The sequence below is a fragment of the Stenotrophomonas sp. STEN008 genome (genome assembly GCF_056760435.1).
Window position 1 is genome coordinate 1 of record NZ_JBRRET010000046.1, and the last position, 18,284, is coordinate 18,284.

The 18,284-nt window shown below is 68.3% G+C and carries 17 protein-coding genes and 1 other RNA gene; 14 read left to right on the forward strand and 4 right to left on the reverse strand.

From position 1 onward, the window contains the following. Positions 1 to 194: 194 nt before the first annotated feature. The 3 genes from ribH (at position 195) to thiL (ending at position 2,227) form a co-directional block, all read left to right on the forward strand. On the forward strand, positions 195 to 662 hold the full coding sequence (gene ribH / locus ACVOME_RS16575; RefSeq protein ID WP_010481977.1) for a 6,7-dimethyl-8-ribityllumazine synthase: 468 nt from the start codon (positions 195 to 197) through the stop codon (positions 660 to 662). Continuing rightward, positions 659 to 1,138, forward strand: a complete 480-nt coding sequence (gene nusB / locus ACVOME_RS16580; protein WP_128989124.1) for a transcription antitermination factor NusB — start codon at positions 659 to 661, stop codon at positions 1,136 to 1,138. The genes ribH and nusB overlap by 4 nt, the downstream gene beginning before the upstream one ends. Positions 1,139 to 1,264: 126 nt before the next feature. After that, positions 1,265 to 2,227: a thiamine-phosphate kinase gene (thiL, locus tag ACVOME_RS16585; protein WP_197600898.1), complete on the forward strand. Its 963-nt coding sequence runs from the start codon at positions 1,265 to 1,267 to the stop codon at positions 2,225 to 2,227. A 72-nt stretch (positions 2,228 to 2,299) separates the two neighbouring features. Here thiL and ACVOME_RS16590 read toward each other — a convergent pair whose 3' ends face one another. The 3 genes from ACVOME_RS16590 to ACVOME_RS16600 all read right to left on the reverse strand — a co-directional run bounded on the left by ACVOME_RS16590 (position 2,300) and on the right by ACVOME_RS16600 (position 5,862). Then, a complete protein-coding gene (locus ACVOME_RS16590) occupies positions 2,300 to 3,685 on the reverse strand; it encodes an FAD-binding oxidoreductase (RefSeq protein ID WP_481505300.1) in 1,386 nt (461 codons plus the stop codon). Positions 3,686 to 3,782: 97 nt separating this feature from the next. Next, a complete protein-coding gene (locus ACVOME_RS16595) occupies positions 3,783 to 4,151 on the reverse strand; it encodes a YraN family protein (protein ID WP_065182806.1) in 369 nt (122 codons plus the stop codon). Continuing rightward, positions 4,141 to 5,862, reverse strand: coding sequence for a penicillin-binding protein activator (locus ACVOME_RS16600; protein WP_065175851.1), 1,722 nt, complete (start codon positions 5,860 to 5,862; stop codon positions 4,141 to 4,143). Before ACVOME_RS16600 ends, ACVOME_RS16595 begins: the two co-directional genes overlap by 11 nt. Before the next feature lie 81 nt (positions 5,863 to 5,943). On the opposite strand from ACVOME_RS16600, the gene rsmI reads away from it, so the two are divergent. Further along, on the forward strand, positions 5,944 to 6,762 hold the full coding sequence (gene rsmI / locus ACVOME_RS16605; RefSeq protein WP_065175817.1) for a 16S rRNA (cytidine(1402)-2'-O)-methyltransferase: 819 nt from the start codon (positions 5,944 to 5,946) through the stop codon (positions 6,760 to 6,762). 87 nt (positions 6,763 to 6,849) lie between these two features. After that, positions 6,850 to 7,201, forward strand: an RNA gene (gene rnpB / locus ACVOME_RS16610) — RNase P RNA component class A. A 51-nt stretch (positions 7,202 to 7,252) separates the two neighbouring features. Here the strand turns inward: rnpB and ACVOME_RS16615 are convergent. After that, on the reverse strand, positions 7,253 to 8,041 hold the full coding sequence (locus tag ACVOME_RS16615; RefSeq protein ID WP_065175816.1) for an NRDE family protein: 789 nt from the start codon (positions 8,039 to 8,041) through the stop codon (positions 7,253 to 7,255). 324 nt (positions 8,042 to 8,365) lie between these two features. Between ACVOME_RS16615 and mraZ the strand changes: the two genes are divergently transcribed. Genes mraZ through murG form a run of 9 tightly spaced genes read left to right on the forward strand, consistent with a single transcriptional unit; the run spans position 8,366 to position 18,262 of the window. Continuing rightward, on the forward strand, positions 8,366 to 8,812 hold the full coding sequence (gene mraZ / locus ACVOME_RS16620; RefSeq protein WP_004143635.1) for a division/cell wall cluster transcriptional repressor MraZ: 447 nt from the start codon (positions 8,366 to 8,368) through the stop codon (positions 8,810 to 8,812). A 14-nt stretch (positions 8,813 to 8,826) separates the two neighbouring features. Further along, a complete protein-coding gene (gene rsmH / locus ACVOME_RS16625; protein ID WP_053516464.1) occupies positions 8,827 to 9,795 on the forward strand; it encodes a 16S rRNA (cytosine(1402)-N(4))-methyltransferase RsmH in 969 nt (322 codons plus the stop codon). Next, positions 9,792 to 10,055, forward strand: coding sequence for a cell division protein FtsL (gene ftsL / locus ACVOME_RS16630; protein WP_053516463.1), 264 nt, complete (start codon positions 9,792 to 9,794; stop codon positions 10,053 to 10,055). The genes rsmH and ftsL overlap by 4 nt, the downstream gene beginning before the upstream one ends. Then, a complete protein-coding gene (locus ACVOME_RS16635; protein ID WP_065182805.1) occupies positions 10,052 to 11,896 on the forward strand; it encodes a peptidoglycan D,D-transpeptidase FtsI family protein in 1,845 nt (614 codons plus the stop codon). The genes ftsL and ACVOME_RS16635 overlap by 4 nt, the downstream gene beginning before the upstream one ends. Beyond that, the gene (locus ACVOME_RS16640; protein WP_481505301.1) at positions 11,893 to 13,392 is read left to right on the forward strand and encodes a UDP-N-acetylmuramoyl-L-alanyl-D-glutamate--2,6-diaminopimelate ligase; all 1,500 of its coding nucleotides are present in this window, start codon (positions 11,893 to 11,895) and stop codon (positions 13,390 to 13,392) included. The genes ACVOME_RS16635 and ACVOME_RS16640 overlap by 4 nt, the downstream gene beginning before the upstream one ends. Further along, positions 13,389 to 14,783 (forward strand): UDP-N-acetylmuramoyl-tripeptide--D-alanyl-D-alanine ligase, encoded by a 1,395-nt coding sequence (locus ACVOME_RS16645; protein WP_193396214.1) that lies wholly within the window; start codon positions 13,389 to 13,391, stop codon positions 14,781 to 14,783. Before ACVOME_RS16640 ends, ACVOME_RS16645 begins: the two co-directional genes overlap by 4 nt. Next, positions 14,773 to 15,858 (forward strand): phospho-N-acetylmuramoyl-pentapeptide-transferase, encoded by a 1,086-nt coding sequence (gene mraY, locus ACVOME_RS16650; RefSeq protein ID WP_053516457.1) that lies wholly within the window; start codon positions 14,773 to 14,775, stop codon positions 15,856 to 15,858. Before ACVOME_RS16645 ends, mraY begins: the two co-directional genes overlap by 11 nt. Positions 15,859 to 15,860: 2 nt before the next feature. Then, positions 15,861 to 17,177, forward strand: a complete 1,317-nt coding sequence (gene ftsW / locus ACVOME_RS16655) for a putative lipid II flippase FtsW (protein WP_065175812.1) — start codon at positions 15,861 to 15,863, stop codon at positions 17,175 to 17,177. After that, positions 17,174 to 18,262 (forward strand): undecaprenyldiphospho-muramoylpentapeptide beta-N-acetylglucosaminyltransferase, encoded by a 1,089-nt coding sequence (gene murG, locus ACVOME_RS16660; RefSeq protein WP_065175811.1) that lies wholly within the window; start codon positions 17,174 to 17,176, stop codon positions 18,260 to 18,262. The genes ftsW and murG overlap by 4 nt, the downstream gene beginning before the upstream one ends. Positions 18,263 to 18,284: the final 22 nt, after the last annotated feature.

The window sequence follows — 18,284 nt, forward strand, 5'->3', positions numbered from 1 at the left end:
GCCGGGGCGGCCTGGCCCGGGGTGGGGGCGCCCCGGGGCCCCCTCACCGGGCCCCCCGGGGGGGGGGGCGGCCGGGGGGGGCCCCCCCCCCCCGGTAGCGCCGGGCCATGCCCGGCGGATGCCAGGCCCCCGCCAACCACGGCCGGGGCCCATCCACGCTAGAATTACCCCTTATCGAGTCCCCCAAGCCGCATATGAGCCACTACGAAGGCGATCTTCGCACTCCCGAGTCGGCGCGCTTTGCCATCCTGGCCAGCCGCTGGAACGCCCGCATCACCGATACGCTGGTGGCCGGCGCACGCCAGAGCCTGGCCGGCAACGGCATCACCGAAGCCAACATCGACGTGATCCGGGTGCCGGGCGCCTGGGAACTGCCGCTGGTCGCCGCACGCCTGGCCGCCGCCCATGAACACGCCGCCATCCTCACCCTCGGCTGTGTGATCCGCGGCGACACCCGTCATTACGAACACGTGGCCGACCGCTGCGCCGAAGGCCTGATGCGCGTGCAGCTGGATTTCGGCGTGCCGGTACTGAACGGCGTGCTGGCGGTGGAACGCGTGGAAGATGCCGAGGCCCGCGCCGGCGGCAGCCACGGCAACAAGGGCGAGGAAGTCGCACTCGCCGCATTGGAAATGGTCAATCTTCTGGAGCAGCTGCCATGAACAAGAACACCCAGGGCAAGCCCTCCGGTAAACCCGTCCGCCGCGATGGCATTGATCCGGTGCTGCGCTCGCGCGCGCGCCGTCGTGCCGTGCAGGCCGTCTACGCGTGGCAGATCTCCGGCGGCAACGCACAGTCGCTGATCGCCCAGTTCGCGCATGAGCAGGCCCGCGAGATCGCCGATCTGGCGTACTTCGAGGCGCTGATGCACGGCGTGCTCGACAACCGCACCGACATCGACGAAGCGCTGGCCCCGTATCTGGACCGTGGCATCGAGGAAGTCGATGCCATCGAACGCGCGGTGCTGCGCCTGGCCGCGTACGAGCTGCGCTACCGCCTGGACGTGCCGTACCGCGTGGTGATCAACGAGGCCATCGAATCGGCGAAGCGCTTCGGCTCCGAACACGGCCACACCTACGTCAACGGTGTGCTGGACCGCGCCGCCGTGGAATGGCGCAAGGTCGAATCGGGCCACTGACCCGATCGCTGTAGAGCCGTGCCCTGCCTGGCTCACCGCGCAGGGCAAGGCTGCGTCCGGTAGTGTGGCGCGTGATCGAACTGCAGCCGCGCATGGCCCGGCTGCTACATAAGAGCAGAACGCCCCATGTCCCTGGCCGAATTCGCCCTCATCGACCGTATCCGCGCCCGCACCGCCGAGCGCGATGACGTGCTGCTCGGCATCGGTGACGATGCCGCGCTACTGCAGCCGCGCGCGAATGAACAGCTGGTGGTGACCGCCGATACACTCAACAGTGGCGTGCACTTCCCGGTGGAGACGCCGGCCTTCGATATCGGCTGGAAGACGCTGGCGGTCAATCTGTCCGATCTTGCGTCGATGGGCGCGCGACCGGCCTGGTGCACCTTGGCGCTGTCATTGCCGGAAACGTCCGAAGACTGGATCGAGGCATTCGCCGATGGCTTCTTCGCATTGGCCGACCAGCATGACGTCGCGCTGATCGGGGGTGACACCACGCGCGGACCGCTGTCGTTGTCTGTCACCGCAATGGGCCAGGTTGGCCGTGGTCAGGCCCTGCGCCGCGACCGTGCACAGGCCGGCGATGACATCTGGGTCAGTGGCACGCTGGGGGATGCGGCAGGTGCGCTGCGCCTGTGGCAACAGGGTGCGTTGAACGTGGCCACGGCCACGTTGCTCGTCGATTATGAAAGCCTGCGCCAGCGCCTGCTGCGGCCGACGCCGCGCGTCACCCTCGGCCTGCGCCTGCGTGCCTTCGCGCATGCGGCAGTGGATGTGTCCGACGGACTGCTGGCCGATCTGGGCCACATCGCCCGCCGCAGTGACGTGGCAGCGCATGTCGATACCGATGCGTTGCCGATCTCGCACGCGCTGCGTGAGCTGCTCGGCCGCGATGGCGCGCGCGACTGCGCGTTGCGGGGCGGAGACGACTACGAACTGTGCTTCACCGCGGCCGCCGATCAGCGCGACGCACTGCATTACCTCGCCGAATCGCTGGACCTGCCGCTCACCCGCATTGGCCGCATCGCCGAAGGGCAGGGCGTGCACGTGGATGGCGAAGTGGCCGACGGTGGTTATCAGCACTTCGCCTGACGAATGAAGACGCCGGGCATGGCCCGGCGCTACCGTCCTGACACGGACGGCGTTCATGCACAGGGCGGCGCCTCATGCAGGTGGCAGCACCTTGCCCGGGTTGAGGATGCCATCCGGGTCCAGCGTGGCCTTGATCGCGCGCATGGTCGCCAGCGTGGCGGGAGTGAACGCCTGCGCCATGAAATCGCGCTTGGCCAGGCCAATGCCATGTTCACCGGACAGTGTGCCGCCCAGCGCCAGCGTCAGCGCGAAGATCTTCGGCAGCGCCGCATGCGCTCGCGCGTTCTCGTCGGCATCGTCCGGGTGGTACAGGATGTTGACGTGCAGGTTGCCGTTGCCGGCATGGCCGAAGGTGACGATGGTCAGGCTGTACTCGCCTGCCAGCGCCTGTACCCCGGCAACCAGGTCGGGAATGCGCGATACCGGCACCACCACGTCTTCGTTGATCTTGCCGGGCGCAACGCTGCGCAGCGCGGGCGACAGTGCCTTGCGCGCCGCCCACAGCTGGTCGCGTGCGCGGCCCTCCATCGCGGCGTCCAGTTCCATCATGCCGTCGCCTTCGGCAGCGCTGGCCAGCGCCTGCAGCAGGTAGGGCAGGGTGTCGTGGTCGCCATCGGCCTCGACCAGCAGCATCGCGCCGGCCTCCGGTACGTCGGCGCCATTGAGGCGCAGCAGTTCCAGGCTGCGCGCGTCCATGAACTCCAGGCGGGTGGGTACCACCGGCTGCGACATCAGCCGCGATACCGCGGCGGCGGCGGCATAGGCATCGCGGTACAGCACGCGCAGTCCGGCCTGCGCGACCGGCAGCGGCGTCAGCTTCAAGGTAGCTTCCACGATCAGCGCCAGGGTGCCCTCGCTACCCACCAGCAGGTGGGTCAGGTCGTAGCCGGTTGCATCCTTGGTATAGGCACCACCGCAGCGGATCACCTCGCCGGTGCCGGTGACTGCGACCAGCCCCAGTACGTTGTCGCGGCTGGTGCCGTACTTCACCGCGCGTGGGCCACCGGCATTGCAGGCGAGGTTGCCGCCGACGCTGCAGATCTCCGCGCTGGACGGGTCCGGCGCCCAGAACAGCCCATGCGGTGTCAGCGCCTGCTGCAGGGCGCCGTTGAGCACGCCAGGCTGCACCACCGCGCAGCGATCACCGGCACGGATCTCGACGATGCGATCCATGCGGGTGAACGACAGCACGATGCTGCCCGGCAGGGGCACCGCCGCCCCGGTGGTACCGGTGCCCGCGCCACGCGCGACCAGGGCCACGCCGTGCACGCGGCAGGCGCGGACCAGCGCCTGCACCTGTTCGGTGTCGGCCGGCAGCGCGACGGCGGCGGGGCGTTGCCGGCGCCATGAGTTGTCCTGCGCATTCGCCTCCAGCGCGGTGTCATCCATGCGCCAGCCCTCCGTGCCCAGCAGGGCGGACAGTTCGGCAACCAGGGCAGCGGGCAGGGCAGGGCTCATGTTGGATCTCGTGGAACAACCGGTACGGAGTGGATGGCCTTACAGGCGGCTTCTGCGCCGGGCATCGGCACGGCAGCGTGGGTGATGATCGAGGGCATCAGCAGTCGTCCAGCCGGAATGCGTCGCGCAGCCAGTGCAGCTGTGGCGGTTCGCCGCTGGCCTCGACCACGTCGAAGCGGCAGGGCGCATCGGCCAGTGCAGGATGCGCCTGCAGGTACAACTGTGCGGCCTGTACCAGGCGCCGGCATTTGCGGGGGTCGACCGAGGCGGCAGCGCCGCCGAAGTCGCTGCGCGCGCGGTACCGCACCTCCACGAAAACCACTGTACCGGCGTCGTCCATCACCAGGTCCAGTTCACCGCTTCGATAACGGACATTGCGCGCGCGTGGCTGCAGCCCGGCCTGTTGCAGGTGCAGCTCGGCGGCGGTTTCCACCGCCGAGCCCCGCTGCGTGCGCTCAGCGACCACCGACGATCGGCATCGGCCGGCCGCCGCTGAAGGTCGACCACGCCGGCTGGCGCAGGATGTTGCCGTTGCCATCGAGGAACAGGGTGCCGGTGGCGCCTTCCAGGCCGCCTTCGTTGGCCAGCTTGTCCAGATAGCTGCTGATCTTCCACGCGTCGGCGCCGAAGGCGAACAGGCGGCCGGCGGCACCGCGCGCGCTGGGCAGCGTGCTGGCGACCTGGCTGGCCGACGGCAGGCCGGAGACACTGCGCACGTTCCAGGCTTCATTCGGGTAGACGATGCCGTCCAGTGCCACGTCTTCCTCCACCTTGCCGCTGCCGATGGTCAGCTGGGACGTGCCGACGCGGGTGGCGCCGCCGACACCGGCCAGCGCCAGCTGCGGCGCGAGCAGCCGCGCCTGCGGAGCGCGCACGGCGAGAAACACAGCGTCGACCTGGCCGGCATTGCGCACCTGGGCGCCGACATCGCCCACCGCTTCAGCGACCGATACCGTGGCGGCCACCTGGCCACCGCGCTGGGTGAAACGCTGGGAGAAGGCCGCGGCGGCGCGGCGGCCGGTATCGTCGCTGCTGCTGATGACCAGGGCGCGATTGCGCTCACGGCCACGCAGGTATTCGGCGGCGACGATGCCGTCGTCTTCCGGGGCGAGCGAGAAGCCGGCGCTGCCGGCCGGCGGTGAATCCTTGCCACGGTTCAGCGCCAGCACCGGCACCTGCAGCGGCTGGCGGCCGTATACCGCATCCACTTCATCGCGGCCCAGCGGGCCGACGACGAAGTCGGCACCGGAGGCCACTGCCTTGTCGTATGCAGCCAATGCACCGGCCGGCGTGCCGGCGGTATCGAAGAAATTGATGTCCGGGCGGCGGCGCGATTCGCCGTAATAGGCGGCGAGCAGGCCATCGCGCACCGGCTGTGCCGCGGTGGCAAGGCGGCCACTGAGTGGCAGCAGCACGGCCAGCTTCGCCGGCGGGCGGTAGCCATCGCTCATTGCCGGCGGGCGCTTGCTGGTATCGAACTGGGCGGCACCGTCGCGGTCGAACGGACGCGGAAGCGGCAGGCCGCGGGCGATCAACGCACGGCCGGCGAAGTTGTACAGCGGATCGTTGGCCGGCAGCGCGGCGGCACGGCTGCGCAGGGTGGCATCGTCGAGGGTGCCGAGCAGGCCTGAAATGGCCGCCTGGTTCTCGTTGCGCGCGCTGCCGGTGAGGCCGGCCTGCGCGCGTGCGCGGTCGCTGGCGGCGCCGAAGGCATCGCCAGTGGCCTGCAGGGCCTGGGCACGGGCGAGCAGCCAGCGCGTGCGCAGGCCGGGTGCGACGTTGTCGCCATTGTCCTTGAGCAGGGCCAGCGCCTGTGCGGGTTGCTTGTCAGCCAGTGCCAGCTCGGCGCCGGTCAGCTGGTAACGCTGCAGGCTGGCACCGGACAGCTGGCGGGCGCTGAGCTGCCCCAACAGGCTGCGCGCGCGGGTGCTGTCGCCGGCCAGGTGCCACGCCCAGGCTGCATCCGCCAGGGCATTGCTGCGCGCGCTGCCGCGCAGGGTGGCCGCCAGGCCCTCCAGCTGCATCGCGGCGTCGCGCGGCTTGCCCTGTTCGATCAGCGCCAGCGCCTGGCTCTGGGCCGGCGATTCGGGCGCGCTGGTGAAGCTGGTGGTGGCACAGCCGGCCAGGAGCATCAGCGACAACGAAAGGGCGGAGATGCGTGCGGCGGGCTTGTTCATGATCGGGTCCATGCGATGAGGGCAGCGGCCTTGGCCAGGTACACGCTAGGATTCTACCCTTGCCCCGTGAGTACCGCTGAAATGAGTGTCCCCACCCTGTATGTCGTCGCCACGCCGATCGGCAACCTGGCCGATCTGAGTCCGCGCGCACAGGAGGTGCTGCGTTCGGTAGCGGCGATCTGTGCCGAAGACACGCGGCGCAGCGGCCAGCTGTTGTCCCATTTCGGCATCCAGCAGCCGCTGGTGGCGCTGCACGAGCACAACGAAGACGCCCTGGCGCAGCGACTGGTCTCGCGCCTGCAGGCGGGCGAATCGCTGGCGCTGGTCAGCGATGCCGGCACGCCGCTGGTCAGCGATCCCGGCTTCCGCCTGGTACGGGCCGCGCGTGCGGCGGGCATCCGGGTCAGCCCGGTTCCGGGTGCCTGTGCCGCCATTGCCGCGCTCAGCGTGGCCGGCCTGCCCAGCGATCGCTTCAGTTTCGAGGGATTCCTGCCGGCCAAGGCCAGCGGGCGCCGCGACCGGCTGCAGGCGCTCGCCGGGGAGGTGCGCACGATGGTGTTCTACGAATCCTCGCACCGGATCGCCGAGTCCTTGGCGGACATGGCGGCGATCTTCGGCGGTGAGCGGCCTGCGGTACTGGCGCGGGAGCTGACCAAGCTGTTCGAGACCGTGCTGGATGGCGATCTGGCGGCCTTGCGGGCAACGGTCGAAGCCGACGAGAACCAGCGCAAGGGCGAGTTCGTGGTGATGGTGCAGGGGGCCGGCGACGACGAGGAAGCGCAGCTGGCCCATGGCCGTCGCGTCTACGCCACATTGAGCGAGCACCTGCCGCCGTCGACCGCCGCCAAGCTGGCCGCCGAGCTGACCGGCGCACCGCGCAAGGCGTTGTACGGCCGGTAGCGCCGGGCCATGCCCGGCGTGCGCGTCGCGCGGCATCGAACAGCCACCGGGCAGGAACCACCCGCGTACGGTAGAATGCGCGCTGGCGGAGCCGGCCAGACAGTCGCGTCATCCCTTGCGGGGTGCCGAGGAAAGTCCGGGCTCCACAGGGCAAGGTGCCAGGTAACGCCTGGGCGGCGCAAGCCGACGGAAAGTGCAACAGAAAGATACCGCCTACGTCTTCTTCGGAAGGCCGGTAAGGGTGAAATGGTGCGGTAAGAGCGCACCGCGAGTCTGGTAACAGACCGGCACGGCAAACCCCACCTGGAGCAAGACCAAATAGGGATCCTTTGGCGCGGCCCGCGTTGGATCCGGGTAGGTTGCTTGAGCGTTGCGGTGACGTAACGCCTAGAGGAATGACTGTCCACGACAGAACCCGGCTTATCGGCCGGCTCCGCCTCCATTCACCTGTGTAGCGCCGGGCCATGCCCGGCGGCATCCTGCCCGCCGTTCAGAAGTCGATGCGGCTTCCGGCGACGAATACGCCCTGCGGCCCGAAGCGGCGTTCATGGATCTGCCCGTGGCCATCACCATCGATCAGCAGCACGGTGCTGGCACGGGTGCCGTAGTCGTCGCCGCGGATGAAGGCCGGGCTCAACCAGCGCTCGCGTTCCAGTCCGATGCCGGTGTCCGGCAGGTCACTGTCGGCAGGCCGGTGTTCGTCGGCCAGCGCGGTCCATAGCGGGGTCAGGTCCGGGGTCAGATCCCTTTCGCTTTGCGAAGGAGATCTGACCCCGTCTTCTTCCAGCCAGGCCGTCAGCGCGGCCATCAGCCGCTGTGTCTTCGGCCAGGGGGCATCCAGTGCACCGTTGGACATGCCATGCACGCCCGGCCCCAGGCGCTGCCGTTCGGCAGGGTGGTTGCCCAGATACTCCAGGCTGTCGCTATCGGCCAGCAGCAGGTTGAACGGGGCGTAGGCGCCGGCCACGGCCGCCAAGCGGTCGATATGCACTGCGGCCGGGTCGCGGCCACGCAGGAAGTCGGCCACCAGCGCGCCACGCGAGGGACCGGTCTGGGCGGCCAGCGGATCGCGCACATTGGTGACCACCGCCATCCGGCCGCCGGCACCGACGCCGGCCCAGCCTCCTCCGGAGCGGAGGTCGCGCCCGCCGATGACGGAGGTCTCATCCTGCCAGCGGGCCAGCGCCGCAGTGGGGCGGGCGTGGAACTCATCACGGTTGCCGGTCATCACCAGCCGCCAGCGCGGATGGTGCATCCAGCCAAGAGCAAGCAGGCACATGACGTCATTGTGCCCGGTTTGCGCAGTCTGGCGCAGCTTTCAGCCAGTTCCCGATGAATGCGGGGGCGATGTTTCACGCCCCCTGCACAGGCCTGAACTTCCGTTCAATCTCAAAAATTGAGACGGATCAGCAACTTGTGGATAAGCCTTGAACAATTCTCTAAAGGTTGCTGCAAGCCATTGATGTGGCTGGCGATTTCCCTGCGGAAAAGTTGTTGACAACCCTTCGCTCGCTGCTAAGGTGGGCATCAGAGGGAAATCCGGGTGTTTTGTGGGTTTTCGTGGTTCAATGTTTCACCGGGCGAAGGACAAGGTGCAGGCGTCGTGTTTCAGGGCGAGACGGCCATCACAGTTGACGACAAGGGGCGCATGGCGGTTCCCACCGCTTACCGCGACCTCGTCGCGCGCGCCAGCAACAACCGTCTCGTGTTGACCTACAACCCGTTCGAAGCTGGCTGCCTGTGGCTTTATGCCGAGTCCGAATGGGAACGGGTCCGCGACGATGTCATGTCCAAGCCCAATACCCAGCGCGTCGTGCGCCTGTTGCAGCAGAAGCTGGTCGGCTCGGCCGCCCACCTGGAGCTGGACGGCAACGGTCGTATCAGCATTCCCGCCAGCCACCGCGGTGCGGTGGGCATAGAAAAGAAGGCGGTATTGCTCGGTATGGGCGACAAGTTCGAATTGTGGAGCGAGCAGGCGCATCGTGCCCTGATCCAGCAGACGTTGTCTGACGAGGATCTGGGCGATGGGTTGCTCGACCTGAAGTTGTGAGCCGGGGTGCCCGGATGCGCCCAGAAGCGCAGGCCGGTCACCTTCCGGTGTCGCAGTCGCCGGCGGTGCACCTGCCGGTCCTGTACACCCAGGTCCTGGACGGCCTGAGGGTGATCGAAAACGGACGTTATCTGGATGGCACGTTCGGTCGTGGCGGTCACGCACGTGGCGTGCTCACCCAGTTGGGGCCGGAGGGACGCCTGCTGGTCATGGACAAGGATCCGGAAGCCATCGCTGTGGCCGAGCGCGACTTCGCGCCGGACCCGCGCGTGTCGATTTTCCGTGGCAGCTTCGCCCAGCTGCTGCAGTGGAACGAGACGGCCGAAGGCCTGGATGGCGTGCTGTTCGATCTCGGCGTGTCCTCGCCGCAGCTGGACGTGGCCGAACGTGGTTTCAGCTTCGGCAAGGACGGCCCGCTGGACATGCGCATGGATCCGGACAGCGGCGAAAGTGCCGCGCAGTGGATCAACCGCGTCGAAGAGCGCGAGATCGCCGACGTGCTGTGGACCTATGGCGAAGAGCGGCAGAGCCGGCGCATCGCCCGCGCCATCGTTGCCCGCCGCGAGAAGCAGCCGTTCTCCCGCACCGCCGAACTGGCCGAACTGATCGCGTCGGTGATGCCCCGCGGCAAGGACAAGATCCATCCGGCCACCCGCAGTTTCCAGGCCATCCGCATCCACATCAACCGCGAGCTGGCCGATCTGGAGGCCGGGCTCGACGCGGCGGTGGAACGGCTCAAGCCCGGCGGCCGGCTGGCGGTCATCAGCTTCCATTCGCTGGAAGACCGTATCGTCAAGCAGTACATGAACCGTCTGGCCAAGGCGCCGCCTGCCAACCGCCGCCTGCCTGAAGCGGTCGCGTTCGTGCCGACCCTGGACCTGATCGGCGGGGCCATCAAGGCCACGGACGACGAACTGGCCGCCAACCCGCGCGCGCGCAGCGCCGTGCTGCGCGTGGCCCAGAAGCGGGAGGCCGACGCATGAGCCGCCTGCTGCTGATCATTCTGCTGGCCTCCACCGTGGCCTCGGCGATCGGCGTGGTGTTCGTGCGCCACCGCCACCGGCAGACGTTCATCGAGCTGTCGCGCGCCGAGCGTGCGCGCGATGACCTGAACATCGAGTTCGGCCGCCTGCAGCTGGAACAGGCCACCCTGGCCGAAGCCAACCGCGTCGACCGCATCGCCCGCGAGAAGTTGGGCATGAAGTTCCCCGAAGCCGCCGACGTAGTGGTGGTGCGCCCATGAGCAAGACCGGCCGCAACCGTCCACGCAACGCCTTCAACCTGCGCCAGCGCCTGCGCTGGGTGGCGCTGGCGCTTGGCCTGTGTTCGGTGTCGCTGGTCGGCCGCGCGGCCTACGTGCAGATCATCAACAGCGATTTCTACCAGCGCCAGGGCGAGGCCCGCTACCTGCGCGAGCTGCCGATCAAAACCTCGCGCGGCATGATCACCGACCGCAACGGCGAACCGCTGGCGGTCTCCACCCCGGTGGCCTCGATCTGGGTGAACCCGCAGGACCTGCTGCGCGCGCCTGACCGCATTCCGGAATTGGCGCAGGCCGTGGGCATGTCGGTGGACGAGCTGAGCAGCCGCCTGTCGCAGAAGTCGGACAAGGAATTCATGTACCTGCGTCGCCGGATCAATCCGGACGAGGCAGAAAAGGTGGTCGCGCTGAAGATTCCAGGCGTGGCCGCGCAGCGCGAGTTCCGCCGCTTCTACCCGCAGGGCGAAGCGATGGCGCATGTGCTGGGTTTCACCAACATCGACGACCGCGGCCAGGAAGGCCTGGAACTGGCGTTCGACGAATGGCTGCGCGGCAAGCCGGGCGCGAAGCGGGTGATCCGCAACCGCAAGGGCGAGACCGTCGAGAGCGATCTGCTGCGTGCCGCCGAACCGGGCAAGGACCTGACCCTCAGCATCGATCGCCGCATCCAGTACCTGGCCTTCAAGGAACTGCGCAATGCGCTGGTGGCCAACAAGGCGGCCGGCGGTTCGATGGTCATCATGGACGTGACCACCGGCGAGATCCTGGCCATGGTCAACCTGCCGACCTACAACCCGAACTCGCTGACCGGTGCGTTGCCCGATTCGCGTCGCAATCGCGCGGTGACCGATCTGGTCGAACCGGGCTCGACGATGAAGCCGTTGACCATCGCCACCGCGCTGCAGGCAGGCGTGGTGACCAAGGACACCATCGTCGACACCAATCCGGGTTACATGACCCTGGGCCGCTTCACCATCCGCGACGTGCCGCGCAACAACGGGGTACTGAACGTAACCGGCGTAATCACCCGCAGCTCCAACGTTGGTGCCGCCAAGGTCGCGGCGAAGATGCCTGACCAGACCTTCTATGACGGTGTGCGGCGCTTCGGCTACGGCTCGGTACCGCACAGCGGTTTCCCGGGTGAGTCCGGAGGTGTGGTGATGCGTCCGGGCCGTTGGTCGGGAACCACCAAGACCACCATGTCCTATGGCTACGGCCTGTCGGTCACGCCGTTGCAGATCGCCACCGCGTACTCGGCGCTGGCCAACGGTGGTCGCCTGATTGCACCGACCTTCGTCAAGGGGCAGCGCAACGAAGGCCAGCAGATCATCGACGAGAACGTCGCCAAGCAGGTGGTGGCGATGATGGAAACGGTGGTCACCCAGGGCGGCGCCAAGCAGGCGGCGGTCCTGGGCTACCACGTCGCCGGCAAGACTGGTACTGCGCGCAAGGCCGGCCCCGGCGGCTACGAGCGCGGTCACTACAACGCGCTGTTCGCCGGCGTGGTGCCCGCCACCAACCCGCGCTTCGCCACTGTCATCGTCATCAATGATCCGCAGGCCGGCAAGTTCTACGGCGGCCTGGTGTCGGCGCCGGTCTATCACAACGTGATGGAAGGCACTCTGCGCCTGATGGATGTGCCGCTGGACGACCTGCAGTCGTGGCTGGCCGCGCAGCAGTCCGGAAAGATGGGGCACTCGGCCTCGATCCTGCCGGCCCCGCCGGCCGAGACCGCGTTGCCGGTTGATGCCGCCGCCGAATTCGATGCCGCGCTGCCCAGCGCGCAGGTCCAGACGCCGCCCGCCACGGGAGGCACGCAATGAGCCCTTCGATGTTGCTTTCGCAGTTGCTTCCGGACGTGGCCCTGGCGGGCCATGATCCCGTTCTGACCGGCCTGGTGCTGGACAGCCGTGCCGTACGCCCCGGCAATGCCTTCGTGGCCATCGCCGGCTTCGGCGCACATGGCCTGGGCTTCGTCGATCAGGCGCGCGCGGCGGGCGCCGGCGCGATCCTGTTCGAGCCACCGGCACCGGACGATCTGCCCGCACCGGCTGATGCCATCGCGGTGCCGGGCCTGCGCGCACGCATGGGCGCAATGGCTGACCAGTTCCACGGTGCACCGTCGCGGGCAATGGCGATGGTGGGTGTCACCGGTACCAACGGCAAAACGTCCACCGTGCAGCTGCTGGCCCAGGCCTGGCATCTGCTGGGAACGCCCAGTGGCAGTATCGGCACGCTGGGTGCTGGACTTTACGGCGCGGTCGAGCCGACCGGCTTCACCACGCCGCTGGTGCTGCAGATGCATGCCCTGCTGGCGCAGCTGCGCGACCAGGGTGCGCGTGCGGTGGCGATGGAAGTCAGTTCACATGCGCTGGACCAGGGCCGCGTCGATGCCGTGCATTACGACGTGGCCGTGTTCACCAACCTCACCCGCGACCATCTCGATTACCACGGCGACATGGCCAGCTACGGCGCGGCCAAGGCCCGCCTGTTCCATCGTCCTGGCCTGAAGGCCGCGGTGATCAACCTCGACGACGCGTTCGGTCGCCAGCTGTTCGCCGACCTGCCGGCCGGCGTGCTGCCGATCGGCCTGAGCTCGCGCGGTACCGACGGCGCCGTCGTGCTCGCCGACGCGCTGCAGCTTGATGGCCGTGGCATCGCCTTCGACCTGGTGATCGAAGGCCAGCGCGCAGCTGTCCGATCGCCGCTGCTGGGCCGCTTCAACGTCGACAACCTGCTGGCCGTGGCAGGCACCCTGCACGCGCAGGGCCAGTCACTGCCGCGTATCGCCGAGGTGCTGTCAGCGCTGCAGCCGATCCGCGGCCGCATGAACCGCCTTGGCGGCGAGCAGGGCCTGCCGACCGTGGTCATCGACTACGCGCACACGCCGGATGCACTGGAACAGGCACTGGACAGCCTGCACGGGCATCTGCAGGGCACGCTGTTCTGTGTGTTCGGCTGTGGCGGCGAACGTGACACCGGCAAGCGCCCGCAGATGGCGGCCATCGCCGAGCGGCTGGCCAACCAGGTCATCGTCACCGATGACAACCCGCGCGGCGAGGACGGTGACCGCATCGTCGCCGACATCCTTGCGGGATTCACCGATGCCGGCGCGGTGACGGTGCAGCGCAACCGTGCGCGCGCGATCGGCCTGGCCGTGAAGCGCGCCGGTGCCGGCGACATCATCCTGATCGCCGGCAAGGGCCATGAGCCCTACCAGGAGATCAAGGGCATACGCCACGACTTCGACGACACCGAAGTGGCGGCCGCTGCACTGGCTGCCAAGGCCGGTGTGCTGGCGGCGGAGGGTGCACGATGAAGCGCACCCTGCTGTCGCTGATCGCGCACTGGGCTGGCGGCGAGATTCACGGCGACGATGTCGCCATCGATGCCATCAGCAACGATACCCGCAGTCTTGGCCCGGGCAGCCTGTACGTGGCCCTGCGTGGCGAGCGCTTCGATGGCCATGACTTCGCCGCCGACGCGCAGGCCCGTGGCGCCAGCGCGCTGCTGGTCGAGCGCCTGCTGCCGGTCGAGCTGCCGCAGGTGCTGGTCGCCGACAGCGAACTGGCGCTGGCGAAGATCGCCACGGGCATGCAGCGCGACCGCAGCACCGAGGTCTTCGCGATCACCGGCAGCAACGGCAAGACCAGCGTGAAGAGCCTGCTGCTGGCCATCCTGCACCAGGTGGCACAGCACGCGCACAAGGTGGTCTATGCCAACCCGGGCAACCGCAACAACGAGATCGGCCTGCCACTGGCGGTGATCGATGCGCCGGAAGATGCCGACTACGCCGTCTACGAGATGGGCGCCGGCAAGCCGGGCGACATCGCCTACCTGACCGATATCGCCCGCCCGCGCTATGCGCTGGTCAACAACATCGCGCCTGCGCATCTCGAGCGGATGGGCAGTCTGCTCGGCGTGGCCACCACCAAGGGCGCCATCTACGCCGCACTGCCGGCCGACGGCGTGGCGGTGATCAATGCCGATGATGCCTACGGACGCTGGTTCGAGCAGCACTTCGTCGGCGTTCCGCCGCGCTGCCGCGTGCTGCGTTACGGCCTGGAACACACTGCCGACATCACCGCGCGTGACATCCGCGCCGGTGCGCAGGGCAGCCAGTTCACGCTGGTCTCGCCGATGGGCGAAGCACGCGTGGTGCTGGGCCTGCCGGGCCGCCACAACGTCAGCAATGCGCTTGCTGCCGCCAGCCTGGCGCTGGCTGCCGGCATCGACCTGGCATGGGTCGCCGCCGGCCTGGCCGACGCACAGCCGGTGCCCGGACGCCAGATCGCCCACCAGCTGCGCAATGGTGCGGTGCTGGTGGACGACAGCTACAACGCCAATCCCGGTTCGCTGGCCGCCGCCATCGATGCGCTGGCGGCCGCCCCGGAAGAGGGCTGGCTGGTGCTGGGTGACATGCGTGAGCTTGGCCCGGATGCGCAGTCGCTGCACGCGCAGGCCGGCGTCCGCGCGCGCGCCGCAGGGCTGAAGCGCCTGTATGCGCTCGGTCCGCTCAGTGCCGCCGCCGCCGCCGCGTTCGGCGAAGGCGGCCGCCAATTCGCCACCCATGACGCGCTGTCGCAGGCGTTGAAGGACGAGCTGCACGCCGGCGTGCGCTGCCTGGTCAAGGGTTCCCGTGGCAGCGCCATGGACACGATCGTCAAAGCGCTGCTGGCGCAAGGAGAGGAATCCCCGCATGTTGTATGAACTGGCTCGATGGTTGCAGCAGTTGGAGAGCCTGTTCGGGCTGTTCAACTACCAGACGTTCCGCGCCATCCTTGCCGCGTTGACGGCCCTGTTCCTGTCGCTGTGGCTCGGCCCGGCGATGATCCGCAAGCTTGCCCAGTTCAAGGGCGGCCAGCCGATCCGCAAGGACGGCCCGCAGACCCATTTCTCCAAGGCCGGCACGCCGACCATGGGCGGTTCGCTGATCCTGCTGACCGTCACCCTGTCGGTGCTGATGTGGGCCGACCTGCGCAACCGCTACGTCTGGCTGGTGCTGGCGGTGATGCTGTGCTTCGGCGCGATCGGCTGGTACGACGACTGGATCAAGATCGTCCGCCGCGACCCGAACGGCTTGAAGTCGCGCTGGAAGTACCTGCTGCAGTCGATCTTCGGACTGGCCGCCGGCCTGTTCCTGTTCTATACCGCCGATGTACCTGCCGCACTGACCTTCTACATTCCGATGTTCAAGTCGGTGGCGCTGCCGCTGGCCGGAATCGGCTTCGTGACCATCGCCTACTTCTGGATCGTCGGCTTCTCCAACGCGGTCAACCTGACCGATGGCCTGGACGGCCTGGCGATCATGCCCACCGTGCTGGTCGCCTGCGCGCTGGGCGTGTTCGCCTACGCCTCCGGCAACGTGGTGTTCGCCAACTACCTGCAGATCCCGCAGATTCCCGGTGCCGGTGAGCTGGTCATCATCTGCGCCGCCATCGCGGGCGCCGGGCTGGGCTTCCTGTGGTTCAACACCTATCCGGCGATGGTCTTCATGGGCGACATCGGCGCGCTGGCGCTGGGCGCGGTGCTGGGCACGATCGCGGTGATCACCCGCCAGGAACTGGTGCTGGTGATCATGGGCGGCGTATTCGTCATCGAGACCCTGTCGGTGATGATCCAGGTCGCCTCGTTCAAGCTGACCGGCAAGCGCGTGTTCCGCATGGCGCCGATCCACCACCATTTCGAACTGAAGGGCTGGCCGGAGCCGCGGGTGATCGTGCGCTTCTGGATCATCTCCGTCGTGCTCGTGCTGATCGGCCTGGCCACGTTGAAGGTGCGCTGACGATGAACGACCTGTCCCGCCAGGCAACACGCCTCGAAGCCATCGAAGGCAGCTACGACAAGTGGCTGCTGGGTGCGATGCTCGCGCTCACCGGGCTGGGCGTGGTGATGGTGGCGTCGAGCTCGATCGCGTTGATGAGCAGCCCGTTCTACTACCTCAACCGCCACCTGGTGTTCCTGGCGATCGGCATCGTGCTGGCGGCCATTGCCGCGCGTACCGAGCTGAAGTCCATCGAGCAGTACAACCAGGTGCTGCTGCTGGGCTGCTTCGCACTGCTGCTGGTGGTGTTCATTCCCGGTCTGGGCAGCAGCGTCAATGGTGCCCGCCGCTGGATCAACCTGGGGGTCTCCAAGTTCCAGACCGTGGAAGCGGTGAAGGTGCTGTACATCGTCTGGCTGTCCAGCTACCTGGTGCGCTTCCGCGACGAGGTCAACGCGACCTGGCCGGCGATGCTCAAGCCGCTGGGCGTGGCCGGTGCGCTGGTGGTGCTGCTGCTGCTGCAGCCCGACTTCGGTTCGTCGACCCTGCTGCTGGCGATCACGGCCGGCATGCTGGTGCTGGGCGGAGTCAACATGCCGCGCATGTCGATGCCGGTGATCATCGGCCTGGTCGGCATGAGCGCGCTGGCGATCATCGAGCCGTACCGCATGCGCCGCATCACCTCGTTCCTGGACCCGTGGGCCGACCAGCAGGGCGACGGCTACCAGCTGTCCAACGCGCTGATGGCGGTGGGGCGCGGCGAGTGGACCGGCGTCGGCCTCGGCAATTCGGTACAGAAGCTGTACTACCTGCCCGAAGCACATACCGACTTCATCTTCTCGGTGACCGCCGAGGAATTCGGCTTCATGGGCACCTGCGTCATCATCGCCCTGTTCGCGCTGCTGGTCGGCCGCACCTTCTGGCTGGGCATGCGCTGCGTGGAAATGAAGCGCCACTTCTCCGGCTACATCGCCTTCGGCATCGGCCTGTGGATCAGCATGCAGACCTTCGTTTCGATCGGCGTGAACCTGGGCATCCTGCCGACCAAGGGCCTGACCCTGCCGCTGATCTCCTCGGGTGGTTCGTCGGTCCTGATGACGTGCGTGGCGATGGGCCTGCTGCTGCGCGTGTCCTACGAGCTGAAGCGTGCCGAGCGCCGCCAGGCCGTGCGCATCGGCGGCGGCGACGATGCTGCCACCGCACCGGCCGAAGAGCCGTCCGCCCCGTCCGCGGGGTCGCTGCCGATGGGCGCGGACGCGCCTGCCGGCGCGGGCCCTGCCGTGCGTGGCACCAGCCGCCTGCAGTCCCGCGTCGAACCGACTTTCGGGAGGCTCGGATGAGCGCTGCCGACCACAACGTTCGCCCGGTGATGATCCTGGCCGGTGGTACCGGCGGGCATATCTTCCCAGGGCTGGCCGTGGCCCGCGTGCTGCGCGAGCGTGGCGTGCCGGTCACCTGGATGGGCGCCGAAGGCGCGATGGAAACCCGGTTGGTGCCGCAGCACGACATTCCGATTGACACGCTGTCCATCACCGGCCTGCGTGGCAAGGGCAAGCTGGCACTGCTGGGCGCACCGTGGCGGCTGATGCGCGCGTTGCGTGCGGCCGGCATGATCATCCGCCGTCGCCAGCCGCGTGCGGTGATTGCCTTCGGCGGATTCGCCTCGGGACCCGGTGGCATGGCCACCCGCCTGCATGGGCTGCCACTGCTGGTGCACGAACAGAACCGCGCACCCGGCATGACCAACCGCATCCTGTCGCGCTACTCGCGCCGCCTGCTGACCGGGTTCCCGGGCACCTTCGCCAAGGGTGAAGAAGCGGTGGGCAATCCAGTGCGCGCGGAGATCGCCGCGATCGCGCCGCCGGAACAGCGTTTCGCCGATCGCCACGGTCCGTTGCGCGTGCTGGTGGTGGGTGGCAGCCAGGGTGCGCGCGCACTCAACAGCGGCGTGCCGCAGGCCATCGCAGCGCTCGGTGCGGAAGTGCCGGTGCAGGTGCGCCATCAGAGCGGCGAGAAGCTGCACGCCGAAGCGGTCGAGGCCTATGCCAAGGCGGGCGTGCAGGCGCAGATCACGCCGTTCATCGCGGACATGGCCGAGGCATTCGCGTGGGCCGACCTGGTCGTGTGCCGTGCCGGGGCATCCACCCTGGCCGAGCTGTGCGCGGTCGGTGTCGGCAGCGTGCTGGTGCCATTCCCCGCCGCCGTCGACGATCACCAGACCCGCAACGCGGAGTATCTGGTCGAGCGCGGCGCGGCGGTTTTGCTGAAGCAGGACGGAACGCTGGCAGACGGCATTGCCGCACTGCTGCGCGATCTGTCCGAAAATCCCGGCCGCCGCATGCAGATGGCGCAAGCCGCGCGTGCCCTGGCCAAGGTCGATGCCGCCGAGCGCATCGCCGATATCATTCTCGAGGAAGCTGTATGAAGAAGGCATGCCAGCGCGCCTG